We start from the raw sequence: 18,714 nt of genomic DNA on the forward strand, positions 1-18,714 counted from the left end.
CCGGGGTCGCCATCGCGACCCCGGCTCTCCGTTCGCCCTGCGCTTGCGCGCCAGATCGACGTCAGGCGGAATCAAAAACTTTCACCGAGGTTTGACATGAGCGCTGCGATCTTCGCGAGGCACGATGGAGTTTGGCTGAATGAACCGGAGCGGTGGACCGCGCAGGGCGACAGGCTCGAGATCGTCACCGACAACGCCACCGATTTCTGGCAGAAGACGCATTACGGGTTCTGCCGCGACAACGGCCACTTTCTGGGCTTTCGGACCGCGGAGGCGTTTACGGCCGAGCTTCGCGTCCAGTGCGATTTTAAGGAACTCTACGATCAGGCCGGCATCATGGTGCGCATCGACGCCGAGCACTGGATCAAGGCCGGAATCGAGTTTTCGGACGGCCGCGCCATGCTGTCGAGCGTACTGACCATTGGGCAGTCGGATTGGGCAACGGCCCCGTATCAGCACGATGCCCGCGATTTCCGGATGCGCGTCACCGTCTCGGACGGCGTCGTTCGAGTGCAGGCCTCGGCTGACGGTAAAAGCTGGCCGCTCGTGCGGTTGGCTTCTTTCACGAGAGCGCCATCCTATCTCGTCGGTCCCATGGCTTGCACACCCGAACGCGCGGGATTGCCGGTCACCTTCACTGGATTTTCCCTGAAAGCGCCGCTCGGCAAGGATCTGCACGATCTCAGCTAAAGCATGTTCCAGAAAAATGTGCAGCGGCTTTCCGAAATGATATGCGCAAACAATAACCTAAAGCGCGATGACGATTCATCGCGAGCTCATCGCGCCTTGGAGCAGACCGCTTCCGTGCGTTGCATCCGGTCGGATCAGCGTCCCGCCGCCTTCGCCATCCGCGTCAGAACCCGCCGTCCAACAATGGCCTCGATGAGCACGATCAGCGTGGCCGTTCCAAGATTCCAGATCAGGTTCATGACCGTCGCATCGAGGCGATAGAGCAGCGACATGGCCGTCGACGTCATGCCCGCAACGGCCAATCCTGCCGCCAGCGTCACCAAGGTCGGACGCAGGCGGGCCGCATGACGCAGCATCACGAAAATGGACGCCGAAAGCGGCAAGCTGACGAGGAGAACCGTGGCGAAGCACTGAAACGCCGCGCCCATCCGCAGACCACCGGCGTCGTAGCTCACCCAATCTGTCAGGCAACCATATCCAAGGGTCGCCGTCCACACCGCGAGCGGCGGCAGTGGAAGCAGCAGCCAATAGCGCGAACGGTCCGGCAGGCTCGCCATCAGGCAACCGAGGGCGGCCAGCGCGCCGGTGAGGCAAGAGGCCGTCGTCCCAACGAGGAAAGACGGGTTGCGCAGCTGGTTCGCGATATCCGACCGAAGACCATGTTCGAGGGCCAGCAAAACCAGAGCGACGAGCGCGATCAGCAACCAGCAGCCCGCGCGAAGCAGCGGAGGGCGAATGACGCGGATCGGCCGCGCCGTATTCGCAAGGGACTGAATGAGATCGGAGGTCTCCATCTACGCGTCTCCGTCGCCCAGAAGACGCCTGAGCGCCTTGATCCCCCGATGAGCAGACACCTTCAGAGATGCAATGGACATCCCGCTCTGCGCGGCGGCCTCCTTCAACGATTGTTCTTGCAGCTTCAACAGCGTGATGGCCTGGCGCTGGCCCGCCGGAAGCGCCAGCAGCGCTGCTTCCACGGCCCGGCTGTTCAGTGCCGCGTCGCCGCTCTTGTCGACCGCCGCAAAGGCTTCATGTTCGATGTCCAACATCACTTCCCCTGCGGCCACCCGTCCGAGCGCGCGCAAGCGATCGGCAACACGATGTCTCGCGATGCCGGCCAGCCAGGGCTTGAACGGGCGTGCCGGGTCGTAGGTGTGCCGAACCTCATGCAGAGTCAGCAGAATATCCTGAACAGTATCTTCCGCATCGCTCGGGTTGCGATGCACCCGGTTAGCAATGGCCCGCAGATAAGGTGTGATGCCGAGCAACAGCCGGTGATAGGCCTGTGTATCGCCGCGTTGCCCCTCAACCATGAGCGCCGTCCATTCCTGTGGGTCCGCCGCGCGCAAGCCGGACATTTCAGAACCGCGTGGTGAAATCGACCAGCCAAGCCGGCGACGCGGCGACCAGCGCGCCTTCCAGGACATGATCCGCGCCGGTCAGGATCAGGATAGCCACTGTCACCGCGCTGGCACCGAGCAAGAACTTGCCGCCCTTTCCAGCATTCATCATTCTGCCCCGCCAGCGCATCAACGCCGTTCTGGACAGCGCCCCAACGATGAGCAAGGGGACCGCCGTTCCCAGCCCGAAGGCAATCATGACGGCCGTCACGCTGACGAGATTCTGGCCCTGGGACGCAAGCACCGATGCGGCTCCGAGCGTGGGTCCCACGCAGGGACTCCAGAGCGCTCCCAGCAGGATGCCCACCACGAACTGCCCCTTGAGGCCGGTCGGACTCATACGGGCGATCAGCCGGCTCCCGGCATTGCTCACACCGCTGGCAGCCAACGCGAACCGCTGTTGCAGGACGTCGCTGAGCAGGATGCCGCCCAATCCGGCGAGCAGAACGGCAGATATGTCGCGGAACACGTCACCATCGAGACCGATCGCGAAACCCATCGTGGCGACGAAGATTCCGATGCCGGTGAAAGACAGCACCAGACCTGCCAGCAGTGCCGGCACACCCAGACGATGCGCGGCCAGCGCAGGCCCGAGCACGAGCGGCAGCAACGGCAGGACGCAAGGAGACAAGGTCGAGAGCATGCCGGCGATAAAGCCGAATCCCACGCTGACGAATGACAAGGTCACCCCGATATTTCTTCAAGCAGCGCGTCCTGGCGAAACCAGCGCTGGCACGAACGAGCACGCGCCGGAACCAACGAGGCGAGCTAGTCGTTCGCCTTCCGCAGCAACGTCTTGATCGAGTTGGCATCGGTATCGCCGGTCGAGCGCCCCTTTTCGGCTGCGCCGTGGAATACGATGAGCGTGCTTTGCTTCTGGGCGCCCAAACTCCGGACGATGTCCTTTTGCGTGTCGAAGTCAACGTTGTAGACGACGAGATCCTTGAACGCCGCCTCACTCTCGATGCTGTCCAGGATCGGCCTCTGCTTGGCGCAATAGGGACACCAGGGTGCGGTGATGTGGACTAGGATCGGCTTGCCCTCGTGCTGGGCCGAATCGAATGCCTGCGCTGTGAACGGCATCTCCGTCGCAGCTGAAGCAGCGGGCGCCAGTCCCGCAGACAGGCCCAGGGCCAGCACGGCCGCAGCCATCGTTCTCGAAAAGCGCATCCCAATCTCCTGGTGGCTGATGACATCCCGGCAAACGCCGCCGGGTTCATGCTCCAAGGTTCGGATGCAGGTGCGAAAGAGTTACAGCCGTCGAAGATAAATTCGCGTCGCGGCATGGCGATGCTGGGCACACCTGGCGAAGACCAAATGCGGACGCAAAAAATAACCCCGGCAAATCACATTGCCGGGGTTATCAATTTGGTTGCGGGGATAGGATTTGAACCTATGACCTTCAGGTTATGAGCCTGACGAGCTACCGGGCTGCTCCACCCCGCGTTAAACTATTGCCTTGCCTTCGTGAAAAGGCCGGGGACGGTGGATTGAGGGCCGACGCTGTGCGCGCGGCTTGCTTCTCCCGTCCCGAAGGCTTCCTGGAAGGCAACCCCGGGCAAAACCCGTTGGGTGCGGGCGGTATGTACCAACCCGGACCGCCTTTGGAAAGGGCTGTGGGGACGTTTTTTTCGACTTTGTGACAGCTAGCCGGCGCGGTTTCCGGCCGATTTGCCGCACACTTGCCAGAAGTTCCACAAAGCGCCAGCTTGGGGCAACAAAACAGCGGCCAACCGTGTCACAGGGGGCGCAATGGATTTTCGGGTCCGCGCTGCGCGCGCCCCGGAATGACGAGAAAAAAATGGGGGAAACACAAGTGGCTGACACATTCGATTTCGTCGTCGTGGGCGCGGGTTCCGGCGGTTGCGCGGTGGCGGGGCGGCTGTCGGAGGACGCGGCGACATCGGTGGCGCTGCTCGATGCGGGTGGGCGCAACGACAACTGGCGCATCACCACGCCGTTCGGGCTCGCTCTGCCATACAAGACGGCCAACTGGGCCTTCGATACCGTGCCCCAAAAGGGCTTGAATGGCCGCATCGGCTATCAACCGCGCGGCAAGGGCCTCGGCGGCTCCTCGGCCATCAACGCCATGGTCTATATCCGCGGCCACAAATGGGACTACGACCACTGGGCCGCGCTCGGCAATGAGGGCTGGTCGTATGCGGACGTGCTGCCCTATTTCAAGCGCTCGGAAGACAACAGCGATTTCGACGACGAGTATCACGGCAAGGGCGGCCCGCTGCATGTCAACAGGCTGCGCTCGGACAATCCGATCCATGAGATCTTCCACCAGGCCGCACGCGAGGCGCAATTCCGCATCCGCGAGGACTTCAACGCCGAAGATCACGAAGGCCTCGGCAGCTATCAGGTGACGCAGCACAGGGGCGAGCGCTGGAGCGCGGCGCGGGCCTATGTGAATCCCCATCTGGACAAGCGCACCAATCTTCGCGTCGAGACCGGGGCGCATGCCACGAAGATCCTGTTCGAAGGTGGGCGCGCGATCGGCGTCGAATATGTACAGGGCAAGCAAAAGAAGCAGCTGCGCGCACGTCGTGAGGTGATCCTCGCCGGCGGCGCGTTCCAATCGCCGCAACTCTTGATGCTGTCAGGCGTCGGCGATGGTGAGGCACTTGGCAAGCACGGTATCGGCGTCACGCATCATCTGCCGGGCGTCGGGCGCAATCTGCAGGACCATCCGGATTTCGTGTTCGTCTACGCCTCCGACTATCCGCACTTCGTGCACGCCTCGCTCGGTCGACTGCCTTCCCTGCTCCGGGGCATCCAGCAGTACCGCAAGGAGAGACGCGGCCTGATGACCACCAACTTCGCCGAGTGTGGCGGCTTCCTGAAGACGCGGCCCGACCTCGAGGTGCCTGACATCCAGCTGCACTTCGTGATTGCGATGCTCGATGATCACGGCCGCAAGAAGCACAAGGAGGCAGGCTTCTCATGCCACGTCTGCCTGCTCAGGCCGAAAAGCCGCGGCAGCGTATGGCTGAAAAGCGTCGATCCACTCGCCGCGCCGATGATCGATCCGAACTTCCTGGGGGAGACGGAAGACCTCGAGTCGATGGTCGCGGGCTTCAAGACCACGCGGCGCCTGATGGAGACGCCTGCGCTGCGCGCATTGCAGAAGAAGGACATGTTCACATCAGATGTGCGCACCGACGACGACATCCGCAACATTTTGCGCAACCGGGTCGACACCGTCTATCATCCCGTCGGCACCTGCAAGATGGGCACGGATGCGATGGCCGTGGTCGATCCGAAGCTGAAGGTGCATGGCGTGGACGGTTTGCGCATCGTCGACGCCTCGATCATGCCGACGCTGATCGGCGGCAACACCAATGCGCCAACCATCATGATCGGGGAGAAGGCCGCGGATATGATCCGGGCGGAGATGCGGTAGGGCGAAGCTCACCCGCAAACTCCGCCGTGATCCCGGGCAAGCGCCGGGAAGCGATTGTGGCGAGAGCTGGCAATTCCGAATCTTCGCCGAACCACACCCGGGACTATGGGTCGCAGCCCCCGCATGCAAATTGTGCACGCCGATACCGCAACCAGAAGATGTTTTCTTTACCCGTCTCGAATAATCCTGAAAGGCGCAGTATCCGTTCCTGTGGAGCCAACGAAAACGCAGACGATTTTAGCGATCTGAAACCGAATGACCGGTTCGCCGTTCATTGGTTCGATCGGCAGGGTTTCGCTCATGAACAGCTTCGATCTCGCGGTCTATGCCGCGTTGGCAATCGCGATCGGCTTCGGCTTCAAAACCGGCCTGCTCCGCAGCGCCATGACCATTCTCGCCTATCTCCTTGCCGCCCCGATCGCGGTCTCGCTGATGCCGATGATTGCGCCGCAGATTGCGGGCAATCCGAATGTCCCGCTGGTCCAGAGCTGGATCTGGCTCTTCGGCATCTTCGTGGTGGTCGGCATGTTGCTGGGATATATCGGTCGCTTCGTCCTGGACGACACCATCCGTGACGCCGGGATCGGCGACCGCCTCGGCGGCGCCGCGCTCGGCGCCGTCAGGGTCGGGCTTGTCGCGACCTCGCTGGTGCTGGTGTTCGACCAGATCGTGCCGGCCAATCGCCAGCCGTCCTTCCTCGCGGGCTCGCATCTGCGGCCGTTGTTCTCGGCGGTCGGGCAGATGGGCTTCAAGTCACTCCCTCCAGAGGCGGCCGAGGCAATCGATCGCCTCAAGCAGGAGCGGCGCATCTGATCGTTCTCGGGCACCATCTTTTCGGAAAACCCACAGGATTTCGGATCATATCTGCGCATTTGCATCGCCAAGCGCCGCGCCATGCATTTTGACGCGGGCCCGTCCCTTATCAGGGGCACCGCAGTTGGCTAGAGTGCCGTCATCCAAAAACTTTGCCTGACACCATGGGAGTGAAACAGTGGATCTTGGGATCAAAGGTCGCCGCGCCATCGTCTGCGCATCCAGCAAGGGCCTCGGCCGCGCCTGCGCTTTCTCGTTGGCCGACGCCGGCGTTGACGTCACGCTGACCGCACGCGGCGCCGAGGCGCTGAAGAAGACGGCGGACGAAATCCGCAAGGCCTTTCCCGCGGTGAAGGTCACCGAGATCGTCGGCGACATCACCACGCCAGCCGGCCGCGAGGCCGTGCTGAAAGCCTGCCCCGAGCCCGACATCCTCATCAACAATGCCGGCGGCCCGCCGCCCGGCGATTTCCGCAACTGGACTCGCGACGACTGGATCAAGGCGATCGACGCCAACATGCTCACCCCGATCGAGTTGATCAAGGCGACCGTCGACGGCATGATGGCGCGCAAGTTCGGCCGCATCGTCAACATCACCTCGGCGGCGGTCAAGGCGCCGATCGACATTCTCGGCCTCTCCAACGGCGCGCGCGCCGGCCTCACCGGCTTCATCGCCGGCCTGTCGCGCAAGACCGTGATCAACAACGTCACCATCAACGGCCTGTTGCCGGGCCCGTTCGAAACAGATCGCCTGACCAGCACCGCGAAGGGCGAAGCCGACAAGCGTGGCGTCACGCCGGCGCAGATCCTGGCCGAGCGCGCCAAGCTCAATCCGGCCGGCCGCTTCGGCCAGCCCGACGAGTTCGGCTATGCCTGCGCCTTCCTCTGCGGCGCCAAGGCCGGCTTCATCACCGGGCAAAACATCTTGCTCGACGGCGGCGCTTTCCCCGGCACCCTGTGAGAGCTTGATGCTGTCACCTCTCCCGCTTGCGGGAGAGGTGACAGCAGAACGCGCTATGACGCCGGCGTGGTTCGCTCGTCGGTCCAGCTTATGCCGAGCTCGTCCATGCCGTCGGCGAGCAGATCACCGAGCATCGGCTCGCCCAGCAGATATTGCACCACTTCGCGCCGCGGCGCTTTGTATCCGGCGCGGGCCTCGATCGCCCGGCTACGCAGATCGTCCCACTCGTCCACGTTGCCATCGCCGCGGCCGAGCCACATCAGCGTGACGAGGTCAAGTTGCTCGTCTTCGTTCAGCGCCCGGATGAATCCAGTGAGCTCGGCTGCGACCGGGTCGGAGGCCGTGTCCTCCAGCACGTCGATTTCGTCGTCATCGGTGGCATTCGAGCCGGAATCCTCATCGGTCGCGGATTCCTTGACGTCGAATTCGCGGGCCTTCTCGATGATAAAGGCGATCTTGTCGGCAGAAATGGCAAGCTCTGGCATGGGTTTCCCCTCAGCTCGTGGCGTGACTGATTTCAGGTTCCCGAGACAACGCGGCATCACGGCAGATGATCCATTGCGTTCGACGGCGCGACGCCGCATCTTTCGCGAAAGCAAGAAATGAGGGACGCCCGATGCAGTGGAAGGTCGGCAGGGTCAAGATCACCCAGGTGGTCGAGATGGAGACAGTCGGCTCGACCCGGTTCATCCTGCCGGCCGCGACCAATGATGAAATTCGGAAGCTTCCCTGGCTGATCCCACATTTCGCCACCGAAGAAGGCCGGCTGAAAATGTCGATCCATTCGCTGGTGGTCGAGACGCCGACGCGGCGCATCGTGGTCGACACCGGCCTTGGCAATGACAAGCAGGGCCGCGGCGTCCCGACCTGGAATAACCGCAACACGCCGTTTCTCGAAACCATGATCGCAGCCGGCTTTCCGCCCGAGAGCATCGACACCGTGCTATGCACGCATCTTCACGTCGATCACGTCGGCTGGAACACGAAGCTGGTCGGGAGCAATTGGGTGCCGACGTTCCCCAAGGCGCGCTACCTGTTCGGCAGGACCGAATATGAGTATTGGCGCGACTATACGGCGGAGCCGGACAAGGTCGCGGTGTTCAAGGATTCCGTAAAGCCGATCGTCGATGCGGGCCTGGCCGAACTGATCCGGAGCGACCACCGGCTCTGCGAGGAGATCAGCCTGATCCCAACCCCGGGCCACAGCCCGGGCCACGTGAGCGTCGTGATCGAATCCGACGGCGAACAGGGGCTGCTCGGCGGCGACGTCGCCCATCACCCCTGCCAGATGGCGCATCTCGACTGGTGCTCCGTCGTGGACAGCGATCCCGCCGGGGCGGTCGCGAGCCGCTACAAGGTGTTCTCGCGCTTTGCCGATACGCCGACATTGGTGATCGGCGGGCATTTCTCGGCCGGACATGTCCGGCGGGAGGGCGATGCGTTCCGGTTTGTAGCGTTGGGGCGATAGGGTTCGTGGCCCACCCACCCGCGAATGAAGGGCTGCAATGCACGCCTTTTCGGCGGTTGAATTTCCCGCGGCCCTGTTCCATGAAGCTGTTCAACCGATCAGTCCACTCAGGGAGAGACGAGAATGAAGCTTGTTCGTTACGGCGAAAAGGGTGCGGAAAAGCCCGGCCTGATCGACAAATCCGGCCAATTGCGCGACCTGTCGGCGCATCTCAAGGACCTCACCGGCGAGGCTTATTCGCCGGAATCTCTGAAGAAGCTCGCCGCGATCGACCCGGCCTCGTTGCCCGCCGTCTCGGGCAAGCCGCGCTTCGGCGCGCCCGTCACCGGCATCTCGAAATTCGTCGCGATCGGCCTCAATTACAGCGACCACGCCAAGGAGACCGGCGCGGCCATCCCGACCGAGCCGATCATCTTCATGAAGGCCAACACCTCGCTGTCAGGCCCGAACGATAACGTCGAAAAGCCGCGCGGCTCGACCAAGCTCGACTGGGAGGTCGAGATCGCCGCCATCATCGGCACCCGGGCCAAATACGTCTCGGAAGCCGATGCGCTGGACTACGTCGCCGGCTATTGCGTCTGCAACGACGTTTCCGAGCGCAACTTCCAGACCGAGCGCCTGGGGCAGTGGACCAAGGGCAAGTCGCACGACACATTCGGCCCGCTCGGCCCCTGGCTCGCCACCAAGGACGAGATCAAGGACGTGCAGAACCTGTCGATGTGGCTCGACGTCAACGGCCAGCGCCGCCAGACCGGCTCGACCAAGACCATGATCTTCTCGATGGCCAAGTGCGTCTCCTACGTCTCGCAGTTCATGACGCTGTTGCCGGGCGACATCATCACGACCGGCACCCCGCCCGGCGTCGGCCTCGGCATGAAGCCGCCGACCTTCCTCAACGTCGGCGACGTCATCACGCTCGGCATCGAAGGCCTCGGCGAACAGCGCCAGGAGATCGTGGCGGCGTAAGGCTGCGCTCTCTCCTCGTCATTGCGAGGAGCCCGCGACAAAATTGCGAAGCAATTTTGCGCTGACGACGAGGCAATTCAGACTATTTCCACGGAAACGGACTGGATTGCTTCGCTTCGCTCGCAATGACGAAAGCCGACTGCCGATCATCCCGCAGGACAATTTCCCATGAAACTTTCCTTCTCCCCCGCCTCGCCCTTCGCCCGCAAGGTGCGCATCGCCGCGATCGAGCTCGGGCTGATCGACAAGATCGAATTCACGCCGGCAACGGTCACGCCAGGCACGGTCAACGAGGACTATTCGAAGATCACGCCGCTGAAGAAGCTGCCGGTGCTGATCACTGATGACGGCGACGTCATCCTGGATTCCTACGTCATCGTCGAATATCTCAACGAGATGGCCGGCGGCAGCCTGATCCCGGATTACGGTGCGCGGCGCTGGAAGGCCAAGACCAATCATTCGCTCATCAACGGCATGCTCGATTCCATGCTGCTGTGCCGTTACGAGAAGATGGTGCGGCCGCAGGCCCTGCAATGGCAGGCATGGTCGGATGACCATTGGAACCGGGCCTGGACCGGCATGGCGCGCTTCGAGAATATGCCCGAGGTGCTGAACGGCCCGTTCGACATTTCGCAGATCGGCCTCGTCTGCGTGCTCGGCTACGCCGACTTCCGCTTCGCCGATTGCGGCTGGCGCAAGGCCTATCCCAAGCTCGACGCCTTCCATCAGAAGATGCTGGAGCGGCCCTCGGTGAAGACCTCGGTCCCGCCCTCCGCCTAGCGGGACATGCCGGGAGAATGACGATGCGTGATCGATTCTCCCGGCTCACTTGTCTCAGTGCAGGCCTCGTGCTCGCGCTGTCGGTCTCAGCCACTCATCTGTGGGCCGAAAACATGCCGCCAGGACAACCCGACCAGGTCTGCGGATCCCCTGCAGCGATCGGCGATGGCTGGGAGATCGCCTCGCCCGACAGCGTCGGCATGGACGGCGCGCGGCTGTGCACCATCGCCGCGCGGCTCGCGCTGAGGGCAACCAAAGTCCATTCGGTCGTCGTCGTCAGGCACGGCAAGCTCGTCTTCGAGCAGTATTTTGCCGGCTACGACCAACCCTGGGGACAGCCCGACGGCCAGTACGAATTCACCGCAACGACCAAGCACGACATGCGCTCGGCAACCAAGAGCGTGACCTCGCTGCTGGTGGGAATCGCGATCGACCGCAAGCTCATCGCAGGCGTCGATGAGCCCGTTCTGAAATTCTTCCACGACTACGCAGCGGTGAAGCAGCCGGGATGGGACGCCATCACGCTGCGCCATCTGCCGCCGCGCAATACGGCCAACCGAAGGAAGGCCTGGCCGCGATCGACATTCTCACCAATCTCGTCATGCCATCCGTGCGCGACGCGCGCTGATCACGAAGGAAAGCGAGCATGAGCCTGAAATATTCGGTCGGCGATCTCACCATTCAGCGCGTCATCGAGCAGGAGACGTCGTTCGTCCCGGCGCTGGAGATGCTGCCGGGATTGACGCCCGAGGTGCTGGCCGAGAACCGAAATTGGATGCGGCAGGCACGCGCGCTGGATGAGCAGGACGTCCTGATGCTCTGCTTCCAGTCCTATGTCGTGAAGACGCCGCATCACACCATCCTGATCGACAGCTGCATCGGCAACGACAAGCCGCGACCCAATCGTCCGAAATGGAACATGAAGACTGACGACACATATTTGCGCGCACTCAATGCCGCCGGGGTCTCGGTTGATGACATCGATTTCGTGATGTGCACGCACCTGCATGTCGATCACGTGGGCTGGAACACGCGGCTGGAGAACGGCCGCTGGGTGCCAACCTTCCCCAGGGCGCGCTACCTTTTCGCCAAGCAGGAATACGACCACTGGTTCGAGCAGAATGCGACGACGGCGATCCCGCCCTTCGTCGATAGCGTGCTGCCGGTGGTCGACGCCAACAGGCATGAACTGGTCGGCAATGATCACCAGATCGGCGACCACGTCCGCGTCGTGCCGACGCCATGGCCATACGCCCGGCCACGTCGCGATCGCGATGGGACGCGGCAAGGACGACGCGGTGTTCTCCGGCGACCTCATGCACTCGCCGTTGCAGACGCTTTATCCGGAGCTGTCGATCAAATTCGACGTCGATCCGGTCAAGGCGGCCACGACGCGCCGCAGTTTTCTGGAGCGCTATTGCGACACCGACACGCTGTGCTGCACCGCGCATTTCCCTTCGCCCTCGGTCGGCAAGATCAAGCGCAAGGGCAGGGCGTTCGTGTGCGCGGCGGTTTAGCCAGATGCCGTAGGTAGACAGAAACGATGACAACACTCCCTGATATCCCCCTGCCCGCCGGTATCCGCTCGCGCTATGTCGAGGGCATCAACGGCTTGCGCATGCATGTGCTGGAAGCCGGCTTCGAGACCAAGGGCCGACCCTGCATCCTCTTGCTGCACGGTTTTCCGGAGCTCGCCTTCTCCTGGCGCAAGGTGATGCCGGCACTCGCGGCTGCAGGCTATCACGTGCTCGCGCCCGACCAGCGCGGCTATGGCCGCACCACCGGATGGCGAGCGGATTACGACGGCGATCTCACGCCGTTCTCGCTCCTGAACCTGGTGCGCGACGCGCTCGCACTGGTATCGGCGTTCGGCTACAAGCAGGTCGATCTCGCCGGACACGATTTCGGCAGTCCGGTCGCGGCCTGGTGCGCGCTGATCCGGCCCGACGTGTTTCGTTCGGTGACGCTGATGAGCGCGCCCTTCGGCGGAGCACCGGCGCTGCCGTTCGGCACAGCCGATGCACCGGCCAAGCCTCCGGTCGAAGATCCCGTGCATCGCGAGCTTGCCGCCCTGCCGCGGCCGCGCATTCACTATCAATGGTATTATGCGACACGCCCGGCCAATGCCGACATGCAGCATGCACCGCAAGGTGTGCACGATTTCCTGCGCGCCTACTATCATCACAAGAGCGCGGACTGGGCCGGCAACGAGCCATATCCGCTGAAATCATGGTCGGCGGACGAACTCGCCAAGCTGCCGACCTATTACGTGATGGACCTCGGCGAGACGATGGCCGAGACGGTTGCGAAGGAAATGCCCTCGCCCGCCGCGATCGCGGCCAACCAATGGCTGCCGGACAGCGATCTCGCTTTCTACAGTGCCGAATATGGCCGCACCGGATTCCAGGGCGGACTGCAATGGTACCGTTACGTAACCTCAGGCATGCTCAACGACGAGATGCAGCTGTTCTCAGGCCGCAGCATCGACGTCCCCTCCTGCTTCATCTCCGGCAAACAGGATTGGGGCACCTATCAGCGCCCCGGCGTTTTTGAGGCCATGCAGGGGCGAGGCTGCACGAAGATGCTCGGCTGCCATCTCGTCGATGGCGCCGGCCATTGGGTGCAGCAGGAGCAGCCGGCCGAGGTGAGCACCCTGTTGTTACAATTTCTCCACCGCACCGCAACAGCCTCTTTCGGCTGAAGCGACGCCATGCTCTCGCCACGAGGGATTAATCTGCGGTTCAGGGAACATCCGGCAACATCTGACGTTGCGAGATACCGGAATTGGATCCGGCGACCATGGAGAACGACATTGGACAAGAAGATCGCCGGGTTATTGGGAGCCGTGGCAACGCTCGGAACGCTCGGCACCGCCCAAGCGGCGCCTGCACCGACGGACGTCCTACAGGCGAATTCCTACGCCGATTTGCTGGAGCCGATCGCAAACGCCGGCGCCATTCTGCAAGCCATCGATGAAGCGCCCCGGCCAAAAGCCAACGAAAATGTTCAGGTGGCTCAATTCTACCACCACCACCATCATCACCATCATCACCACAGCTTCTATCGGCGCTATCGCTATTACGACGACGCGCCGGTCGTGGTGGTGCCGCGCTATCGCCGGTATTATCACCACCATCATCACCACCATCATCACCACAGCTTCTATCGCCGCGACTACTGAAGGCGCGACGTCAGCAACGAGACGAACAGGACCTCCGGGTCCTGTTTTGCTTTCGGTGGCCAAAAAACCGGGAAATTCAAGCAGAATCGGCATCAGCGCCGGAACACTTATTCCAGACGAAGGAATGCCCCAGGGCCAGAAACGTCATCCGCCCTGTTCGTTGCGAGCCTTGTCCTTTGCCGCGCGGTGCAGGTGGCGGTAAGTGCCGTCGAACACCGTATCCGACGACGACGTCCACTCGGTCCCGGCCGCTAGTTTGGGCCGATTGTGGTAGATGCGGCGCGCCTGCAGCTCGCGCTCTGCCGCTTCCTCCTCGCCCATGTGCTCGAGCTCGAAATTGGCTTCCTCGGGAATGACGATGATTTGCGCGAAGGGCTCGTTCGGCCGGAAGACGTGGGTTCGGCCCTCCGCCGGGGCCTTGAAGACGCAGAAGAACATCATAGGCCACCAATTGCGGATCAGCGCAGGGACGGCGATCGGCACCGTATCAGTCGGATCCGTGTAGAATCGCGGATGCGGCTCGGTACGAACCGCCAGGCCTTTTTCGACCTTCAGATCGAGCAGTATCTGATAGGTGTAGAAGGCATCACCAAATCTGCGAAACGGCGGCCATTCCGCGCCACCTTCAGGCGGTTCACCCCAATCGGCCTCGAGCAGCAAGTGTCCGTCTTTGGTCGTGACGTGAAGCTCGAAATCATACGGATAGAACAGCTCGATGCCGTATTGCGCACCCTCGGAAAAAGGCACGCAATGCCAGACCTGCTCTCGCGAACCATCCGCACGAGGCTCTCGCTTGCCGGCCCACCCGGGGATTTCGAGCTTGGTGCGCCGCGGTGCCAGCCGCGGATTGTTGAGACGAAACTTGACCTTGTCCATCGTTCACCCGTCCAGCCACACTTGCAAAGTTTCGAAGCCGTAAGCCGGGCCCCGTCTCAATGCATTGAACTAACATTGTCACGGCCCTTCGGATGCAAGCGTTTGCGCAGGAGGCGTGAATTGACCCTGAACGAATCGCGGCCTATATGCGTTTAGAACAATTCTAAACTACCCAAACGGGGTGATCAGGTGAAGAGCTTTGCTGATTTGACCGAGCGCGAGGTGCTTGCGGTCGCGATTGCCTCCGAGGAGGAGGACAGCCGCATCTATATGAGCTTCGCCGAGGACCTCCGGGAGCGCTACCCTGATACCGCCAAGATATTTGAGGAAATGGCCGAGGAAGAACGCGGACACCGGCACCGCCTGCTGAAGCTCTACGAAGAACGGTTTGGTGCGCATCTGCCGCCGATCCGCCGCGAGGACGTCAAAGGCTTTCTGCGCCGGCGCCCGATCTGGCTGACCAAGAACCTGCCGCTCGACACGATCCGGAAAGAGGTTGAGACCATGGAGCTCGAGGCCGAGCGCTTTTACGCGCGGGCCGCCGAGCAGGCCGAGGATGTCGGCGTGCGCCGCCTGCTCGGCGATCTCGCCGAGGAAGAAAAACATCACGAGAACCGCGCGGTCGCGCTCACCGACGAGATCTTGAAACCCGATGTGCGCGCGGAGGAAGACCGCACGCGGCGGCGGATGTTCGTGCTGCAATATGTGCAGCCGGGCCTTGCCGGCCTGATGGACGGTTCGGTCTCGACCTTGGCACCATTGTTCGCGGCGGCTTTCGCCACGCACCAGAACTGGCAGACTTTTCTCGTCGGCCTCGCCGCCTCGATCGGCGCGGGCATCAGCATGGGCTTTGCGGAAGCGCTGTCAGACGATGGTTCGCTGACGGGACGCGGCTCGCCCTGGCTGCGCGGCCTCACTTGCGGCGCGATGACGACGCTCGGCGGCCTCGGCCACACCATGCCCTATCTTGTGCCCGACCATTGGGCCAACGCATTCTGGATCGCGACCGGAATCGCCGGCATCGTCGTGTTCTTCGAATTGTGGGCGATCGCCTTCATCCGCGCGCGCTATATGGATACGCCGTTCCTGCAGGCCGTCTTCCAGATCGTGCTCGGCGGCGCGATCGTGCTGGCGGTGGGGATCTTGATCGGTGCGGCCTGAGGCGAGCGGGATGAAGCGGAATCTTCCATACACTGCGCTCGCAAGCCTCCTGGCCGTATTGGTCGTGTTTGCCTCGAACGCACACGCCACCGACGAGATCCAGGTCTACAACGCCGGCATCGCCGAGGTCGGCCAGTTCACGATCCAGCAGCACCTCAATTATGTTGCGCTCGGACAGAAAGACCCGCCATTTCCCGGCGGCTTTCCGTCCAACCACAGCCTCAACGGCACGCCGGAATTCGCCTACGGCATGACCGACTGGTGGGAGCTCGGGCTTTATCTGCCGTTTGCCGTGCAGGACCAGCAGTTCCTGTCCGACGCTTTCAAGCTGCGCACGTTGTTCGTCTCGCCGCATGCCGAGCAGCGGAATTTCTTCTATGGCGTGAATTTCGAGCTGAGCTACGAAATGCCCAAATTCGCGCAGACACGATGGGGGCTGGAGATCCGCCCCATTATCGGCGTGCGCAACACGCAATATGAGTTCATCGTCAACCCGATCGTGGATATCGGCTTCGGCCGCAGGGGCGAAGTCGATTTCGCACCCGCCGCCCGCTTGGCGCGTAACTTCGGCAACGACGTGTTCGCCGGCTTCGAATATTACGCCGACTTCGGCGAGATCGGGAATTTCAGCAAGCTCCCCGAACAGCAGCACATGCTGTTTGCCGTCACCGACTTCAAGGCAGGCGTGTTCGATGTGAACTTCGGCGTCGGCTACGGGTTGACCCCGGCGTCCGACCGGCTCGTGGTCAAGACCATCATCGGCTACGCCTTCCCGGTGCCGGGGCAGGCAACGGACGCCAGCACGCGGATGAGCAGTGGGCCCTTCAACCCGTTCGTTCATTCCGCAGCGCGAAACTTCCAGCCCTGATCGGTGCGATATTCAACGGCAGTCAACTCATGACCACCCACCTTCGATACGGCGCACCTGCCAAAGTCTTCCACTGGCTCATCGTCGCACTGCTCGCGGTGCAATACCCGATCGGCTGGTTCATGCCGGACATCCATCGAGGTATGAATCCAGACGCCGGCATGACGTTCCACGTCTCGACCGGAATCACGATCCTGGGGCTCACGGCGCTCCGTTTTCTCTGGCGTCTCACCCATCCCGTCGCACCCGAGAGCTCTCTTCCTGCCTGGCAGCGCATGTCCTCCGAGGCGGTCCACTGGCTGCTCTACGCGCTGGTGCTGGCGACGACGGTCTCTGGCTGGCTGTTCGCGTCGTTCCGCGGCTGGTCCGTATCGTTCTTCTATCTCGTGCCGTTGCCGATGCTCGCGTCCGACAATGCGGCGGCCGGGCGGACCATTGACGGCCTCCACCAGGCCATGGAATGGGCGTTGCTCGTCACCATCGGCATTCACATCGCGTCCGCGCTCGTACATATCTTCATCTATCGCGACCGCGTGATGGAGCGAATGCTGCCCGGATGACATCCCAGACAGATCAACCACGATCAAACGGCGGTTGCGGCATGGGATAAAACTGCGCATCATTCCTCAGTGAAGCGCAGGAGCATGCCGTGGCGAGATCGGAATGGAGTTTCAAGAGCGCGGTCGAGCTGTCGGCCGCATTAAAGGCGAAGAAGGTTTCTTCGGTCGAGCTCACGCAGGATGCGATCCACCGCATCGAACGTCACGACGGCAAGGTCAACGCGATCTGTGTCCGCGATTTCGACCGGGCGCTGGACGCCGCACGCGACGCTGACGCCGCCTTAGCCCGCGGCGAGCGGAAACCGCTGCTCGGCCTGCCCATGACGGTGAAGGAATCCTACAATATCGCCGGCCTGCCCACGACCTGGGGCAATCCCGCGCACAGGGACTTCATTGCCAAGGAAGACGCGCTGCCGGTCACGCGCGTGAAGGACGCCGGCACCATCGTGCTCGGCAAGACCAACGTGCCGCTCGCGCTCGCCGATTGGCAGAGCTACAATGACGTCTACGGCACGACCAACAACCCCTACGATCTCGGCCGCACGCCCGGCGGATCCTCCGGCGGCTCCTCTGCGGCGCTGGCCGCGGGCTATGGTCCGCTCTCGATCGGCTCCGACATCGGTGGCTCGCTGCGCGTGCCGGCGTTCCATTGCGGCGTCTACGCGCACAAGCCGAGCTTCGATCTGTTGCCATCGCGCGGCCATACGCCACCGCCTGCTGCGCCGCTGGCCTATGAGCGCGATCTCGCGGTGATCGGCCCGATGGCACGGAGCGCCGGCGATCTATCCTTGCTGCTCGACGTCATGGCCGGCCCCGATCCGCTCGAGAACGGCAAGGCCTACCGGCTCGAACTGCCTGCCGCGCGTCACGGCTCGCTGAAAGAATTCCGTGTCCTCGTGATTGACACCGATCCGGTGCTACCGACCGACGCCGCCGTGCGCGGCAGCATCAACACGCTCGCCGACAACCTCGCCAGGGCTGGTGTCAAGATCGAGCGCAGCAGTCCGCTGCTGCCGGATTTCGCGGCGTCCTCGCGCCTCTATATGCGGATGCTGCTGTCGTTCCTCGGTGCCAGCTTTTTGCCCGAATTCTACGACGGCGCAGTTGCAGCAGCAGCCAAATTGCCGGCCGACGACAACAGCCTGCAGGCCGAACGCCTGCGCGGTATCGCGCTCAGCCATCGCGATTGGCTGATCGCGCGCGGCGGCCGGACGCGGCTGCGCGCGCAATGGCACGAGCTGTTCAAATCCTTCGATGCCGTGATTTGCCCGATCATGCCGACGCCGGCTTATCCTCATGATCACTCGGAAGATCAGGAGCAGCGCCGCGTCGTGATCGACGGCAAGGAGCACGTCTATACCGACCAGCTCGCCTGGCCCGGCATCGCGACATTGCCCGGCCTGCCCTCGACCGCGATTCCGACAGGCTTTGCCCCCGATGGACTACCGGTCGGCGTCCAGATCGTCGGCCCATGGCTGGAAGACCGCACGCCGCTGAAGCTCGCCGAGCTGATCGAACGCGATTTCGGCGGCTTCGTGCCGCCGAAGATGTTTGAGGATTGACGTTCGCCCGCGCCCGTCG

At 62.7% G+C, this 18,714-nt stretch carries 20 protein-coding genes, 1 tRNA gene and 1 pseudogene; 15 read left to right on the forward strand and 7 right to left on the reverse strand.

The window, feature by feature from the left end:
* The first annotated feature begins 96 nt into the window (after positions 1–96).
* Positions 97–690, forward strand: coding sequence for a DUF1349 domain-containing protein (locus ACVIIW_RS06210; RefSeq protein ID WP_456699936.1), 594 nt, complete (start codon positions 97–99; stop codon positions 688–690).
* 134 nt (positions 691–824) lie between these two features.
* Here the strand turns inward: ACVIIW_RS06210 and ACVIIW_RS06215 are convergent, their stop codons facing one another.
* From ACVIIW_RS06215 to ACVIIW_RS06235, 5 genes are all read right to left on the reverse strand, one after another.
* On the reverse strand, positions 825–1,484 hold the full coding sequence (locus tag ACVIIW_RS06215) for an NrsF family protein (RefSeq protein ID WP_456699937.1): 660 nt from the start codon (positions 1,482–1,484) through the stop codon (positions 825–827).
* Positions 1,485–2,117, reverse strand: coding sequence for a sigma-70 family RNA polymerase sigma factor (locus ACVIIW_RS06220; RefSeq protein ID WP_456699938.1), 633 nt, complete (start codon positions 2,115–2,117; stop codon positions 1,485–1,487).
* Positions 2,050–2,778, reverse strand: coding sequence for a cytochrome c biogenesis CcdA family protein (locus tag ACVIIW_RS06225; RefSeq protein WP_456699939.1), 729 nt, complete (start codon positions 2,776–2,778; stop codon positions 2,050–2,052). The genes ACVIIW_RS06220 and ACVIIW_RS06225 overlap by 68 nt, the downstream gene beginning before the upstream one ends.
* A gap of 80 nt (positions 2,779–2,858) precedes the next feature.
* Positions 2,859–3,260 (reverse strand): thioredoxin family protein, encoded by a 402-nt coding sequence (locus tag ACVIIW_RS06230; protein WP_456699940.1) that lies wholly within the window; start codon positions 3,258–3,260, stop codon positions 2,859–2,861.
* Between the two features lie 199 nt (positions 3,261–3,459).
* Positions 3,460–3,536, reverse strand: a tRNA-Met gene (locus tag ACVIIW_RS06235).
* A gap of 370 nt (positions 3,537–3,906) precedes the next feature.
* On the opposite strand from ACVIIW_RS06235, the gene ACVIIW_RS06240 reads away from it, so the two are divergent.
* The 3 genes from ACVIIW_RS06240 (at position 3,907) to ACVIIW_RS06250 (ending at position 7,273) form a co-directional block, all read left to right on the forward strand.
* Positions 3,907–5,499: a GMC family oxidoreductase gene (locus ACVIIW_RS06240; RefSeq protein WP_456699941.1), complete on the forward strand. Its 1,593-nt coding sequence runs from the start codon at positions 3,907–3,909 to the stop codon at positions 5,497–5,499.
* A gap of 300 nt (positions 5,500–5,799) precedes the next feature.
* Positions 5,800–6,312 carry a CvpA family protein gene (locus ACVIIW_RS06245; RefSeq protein ID WP_456699942.1) on the forward strand — a complete coding sequence of 171 codons (513 nt, stop codon included), beginning with the start codon at positions 5,800–5,802 and terminating at the stop codon, positions 6,310–6,312.
* A 178-nt stretch (positions 6,313–6,490) separates the two neighbouring features.
* Complete coding sequence (locus ACVIIW_RS06250; protein ID WP_092230649.1) at positions 6,491–7,273, forward strand: SDR family oxidoreductase; 783 nt, start codon at positions 6,491–6,493, stop codon at positions 7,271–7,273.
* Between the two features lie 53 nt (positions 7,274–7,326).
* Here the strand turns inward: ACVIIW_RS06250 and ACVIIW_RS06255 are convergent, their stop codons facing one another.
* Positions 7,327–7,758, reverse strand: a complete 432-nt coding sequence (locus ACVIIW_RS06255) for a DUF3775 domain-containing protein (protein ID WP_456699943.1) — start codon at positions 7,756–7,758, stop codon at positions 7,327–7,329.
* A gap of 131 nt (positions 7,759–7,889) precedes the next feature.
* Between ACVIIW_RS06255 and ACVIIW_RS06260 the strand changes: the two genes are divergently transcribed.
* The 7 genes and pseudogenes from ACVIIW_RS06260 to ACVIIW_RS06290 all read left to right on the forward strand — a co-directional run bounded on the left by ACVIIW_RS06260 (position 7,890) and on the right by ACVIIW_RS06290 (position 13,668).
* Positions 7,890–8,741, forward strand: a complete 852-nt coding sequence (locus ACVIIW_RS06260; protein WP_456699944.1) for an MBL fold metallo-hydrolase — start codon at positions 7,890–7,892, stop codon at positions 8,739–8,741.
* Positions 8,742–8,864: 123 nt separating this feature from the next.
* Entirely contained in the window at positions 8,865–9,707 is an 843-nt protein-coding gene (locus ACVIIW_RS06265; protein WP_456699945.1) for a fumarylacetoacetate hydrolase family protein, read from the forward strand.
* A gap of 168 nt (positions 9,708–9,875) precedes the next feature.
* Positions 9,876–10,487: a glutathione S-transferase family protein gene (locus ACVIIW_RS06270; RefSeq protein WP_456699946.1), complete on the forward strand. Its 612-nt coding sequence runs from the start codon at positions 9,876–9,878 to the stop codon at positions 10,485–10,487.
* Between the two features lie 23 nt (positions 10,488–10,510).
* Positions 10,511–11,137 carry a serine hydrolase gene (locus tag ACVIIW_RS06275; protein WP_456699947.1) on the forward strand — a complete coding sequence of 209 codons (627 nt, stop codon included), beginning with the start codon at positions 10,511–10,513 and terminating at the stop codon, positions 11,135–11,137.
* A pseudogene (locus tag ACVIIW_RS06280) lies at positions 11,134–12,004 on the forward strand (MBL fold metallo-hydrolase). The gene ACVIIW_RS06275 and the pseudogene ACVIIW_RS06280 overlap by 4 nt, the downstream one beginning before the upstream one ends.
* A 26-nt stretch (positions 12,005–12,030) precedes the next feature.
* A complete protein-coding gene (locus ACVIIW_RS06285) occupies positions 12,031–13,188 on the forward strand; it encodes an alpha/beta hydrolase (RefSeq protein ID WP_456699948.1) in 1,158 nt (385 codons plus the stop codon).
* 111 nt (positions 13,189–13,299) lie between these two features.
* Positions 13,300–13,668, forward strand: coding sequence for a hypothetical protein (locus ACVIIW_RS06290; RefSeq protein WP_456699949.1), 369 nt, complete (start codon positions 13,300–13,302; stop codon positions 13,666–13,668).
* 144 nt (positions 13,669–13,812) lie between these two features.
* Here the strand turns inward: ACVIIW_RS06290 and ACVIIW_RS06295 are convergent, their stop codons facing one another.
* A complete protein-coding gene (locus ACVIIW_RS06295; protein ID WP_456699950.1) occupies positions 13,813–14,544 on the reverse strand; it encodes a hypothetical protein in 732 nt (243 codons plus the stop codon).
* A gap of 189 nt (positions 14,545–14,733) precedes the next feature.
* Between ACVIIW_RS06295 and mbfA the strand changes: the two genes are divergently transcribed.
* The 4 genes from mbfA (at position 14,734) to ACVIIW_RS06315 (ending at position 18,695) form a co-directional block, all read left to right on the forward strand.
* Positions 14,734–15,705 carry an iron exporter MbfA gene (mbfA, locus tag ACVIIW_RS06300; RefSeq protein ID WP_456699951.1) on the forward strand — a complete coding sequence of 324 codons (972 nt, stop codon included), beginning with the start codon at positions 14,734–14,736 and terminating at the stop codon, positions 15,703–15,705.
* 10 nt (positions 15,706–15,715) lie between these two features.
* Positions 15,716–16,573: a hypothetical protein gene (locus tag ACVIIW_RS06305; RefSeq protein ID WP_456699952.1), complete on the forward strand. Its 858-nt coding sequence runs from the start codon at positions 15,716–15,718 to the stop codon at positions 16,571–16,573.
* Positions 16,574–16,602: 29 nt separating this feature from the next.
* Positions 16,603–17,133, forward strand: a complete 531-nt coding sequence (locus tag ACVIIW_RS06310; RefSeq protein ID WP_456699953.1) for a cytochrome b — start codon at positions 16,603–16,605, stop codon at positions 17,131–17,133.
* 89 nt (positions 17,134–17,222) lie between these two features.
* A complete protein-coding gene (locus ACVIIW_RS06315; RefSeq protein ID WP_456699954.1) occupies positions 17,223–18,695 on the forward strand; it encodes an amidase in 1,473 nt (490 codons plus the stop codon).
* Positions 18,696–18,714 lie beyond the last annotated feature (19 nt).

Source organism: Bradyrhizobium sp. USDA 4449, from assembly GCF_054056275.1.

Excerpts from the sequence above, each read along its gene's own strand:
- ACVIIW_RS06230 (WP_456699940.1), bottom strand. The coding sequence starts at position 3,260 with ATGCGCTTTTCGAGAACGATGGCTGCGGCCGTGCTGGCCCTGGGCCTG.
- ACVIIW_RS06260 (WP_456699944.1), top strand. The coding sequence starts at position 7,890 with ATGCAGTGGAAGGTCGGCAGGGTCAAGATCACCCAGGTGGTCGAGATG.
- ACVIIW_RS06220 (WP_456699938.1), bottom strand. The coding sequence starts at position 2,117 with ATGTCCTGGAAGGCGCGCTGGTCGCCGCGTCGCCGGCTTGGCTGGTCG.
- ACVIIW_RS06305 (WP_456699952.1), top strand. The coding sequence starts at position 15,716 with ATGAAGCGGAATCTTCCATACACTGCGCTCGCAAGCCTCCTGGCCGTA.
- ACVIIW_RS06210 (WP_456699936.1), top strand. The coding sequence starts at position 97 with ATGAGCGCTGCGATCTTCGCGAGGCACGATGGAGTTTGGCTGAATGAA.
- ACVIIW_RS06275 (WP_456699947.1), top strand. The coding sequence starts at position 10,511 with ATGCGTGATCGATTCTCCCGGCTCACTTGTCTCAGTGCAGGCCTCGTG.
- ACVIIW_RS06215 (WP_456699937.1), bottom strand. The coding sequence starts at position 1,484 with ATGGAGACCTCCGATCTCATTCAGTCCCTTGCGAATACGGCGCGGCCG.
- ACVIIW_RS06285 (WP_456699948.1), top strand. The coding sequence starts at position 12,031 with ATGACAACACTCCCTGATATCCCCCTGCCCGCCGGTATCCGCTCGCGC.
- ACVIIW_RS06265 (WP_456699945.1), top strand. The coding sequence starts at position 8,865 with ATGAAGCTTGTTCGTTACGGCGAAAAGGGTGCGGAAAAGCCCGGCCTG.
- ACVIIW_RS06245 (WP_456699942.1), top strand. The coding sequence starts at position 5,800 with ATGAACAGCTTCGATCTCGCGGTCTATGCCGCGTTGGCAATCGCGATC.
- ACVIIW_RS06310 (WP_456699953.1), top strand. The coding sequence starts at position 16,603 with ATGACCACCCACCTTCGATACGGCGCACCTGCCAAAGTCTTCCACTGG.
- ACVIIW_RS06295 (WP_456699950.1), bottom strand. The coding sequence starts at position 14,544 with ATGGACAAGGTCAAGTTTCGTCTCAACAATCCGCGGCTGGCACCGCGG.
- ACVIIW_RS06255 (WP_456699943.1), bottom strand. The coding sequence starts at position 7,758 with ATGCCAGAGCTTGCCATTTCTGCCGACAAGATCGCCTTTATCATCGAG.
- ACVIIW_RS06270 (WP_456699946.1), top strand. The coding sequence starts at position 9,876 with ATGAAACTTTCCTTCTCCCCCGCCTCGCCCTTCGCCCGCAAGGTGCGC.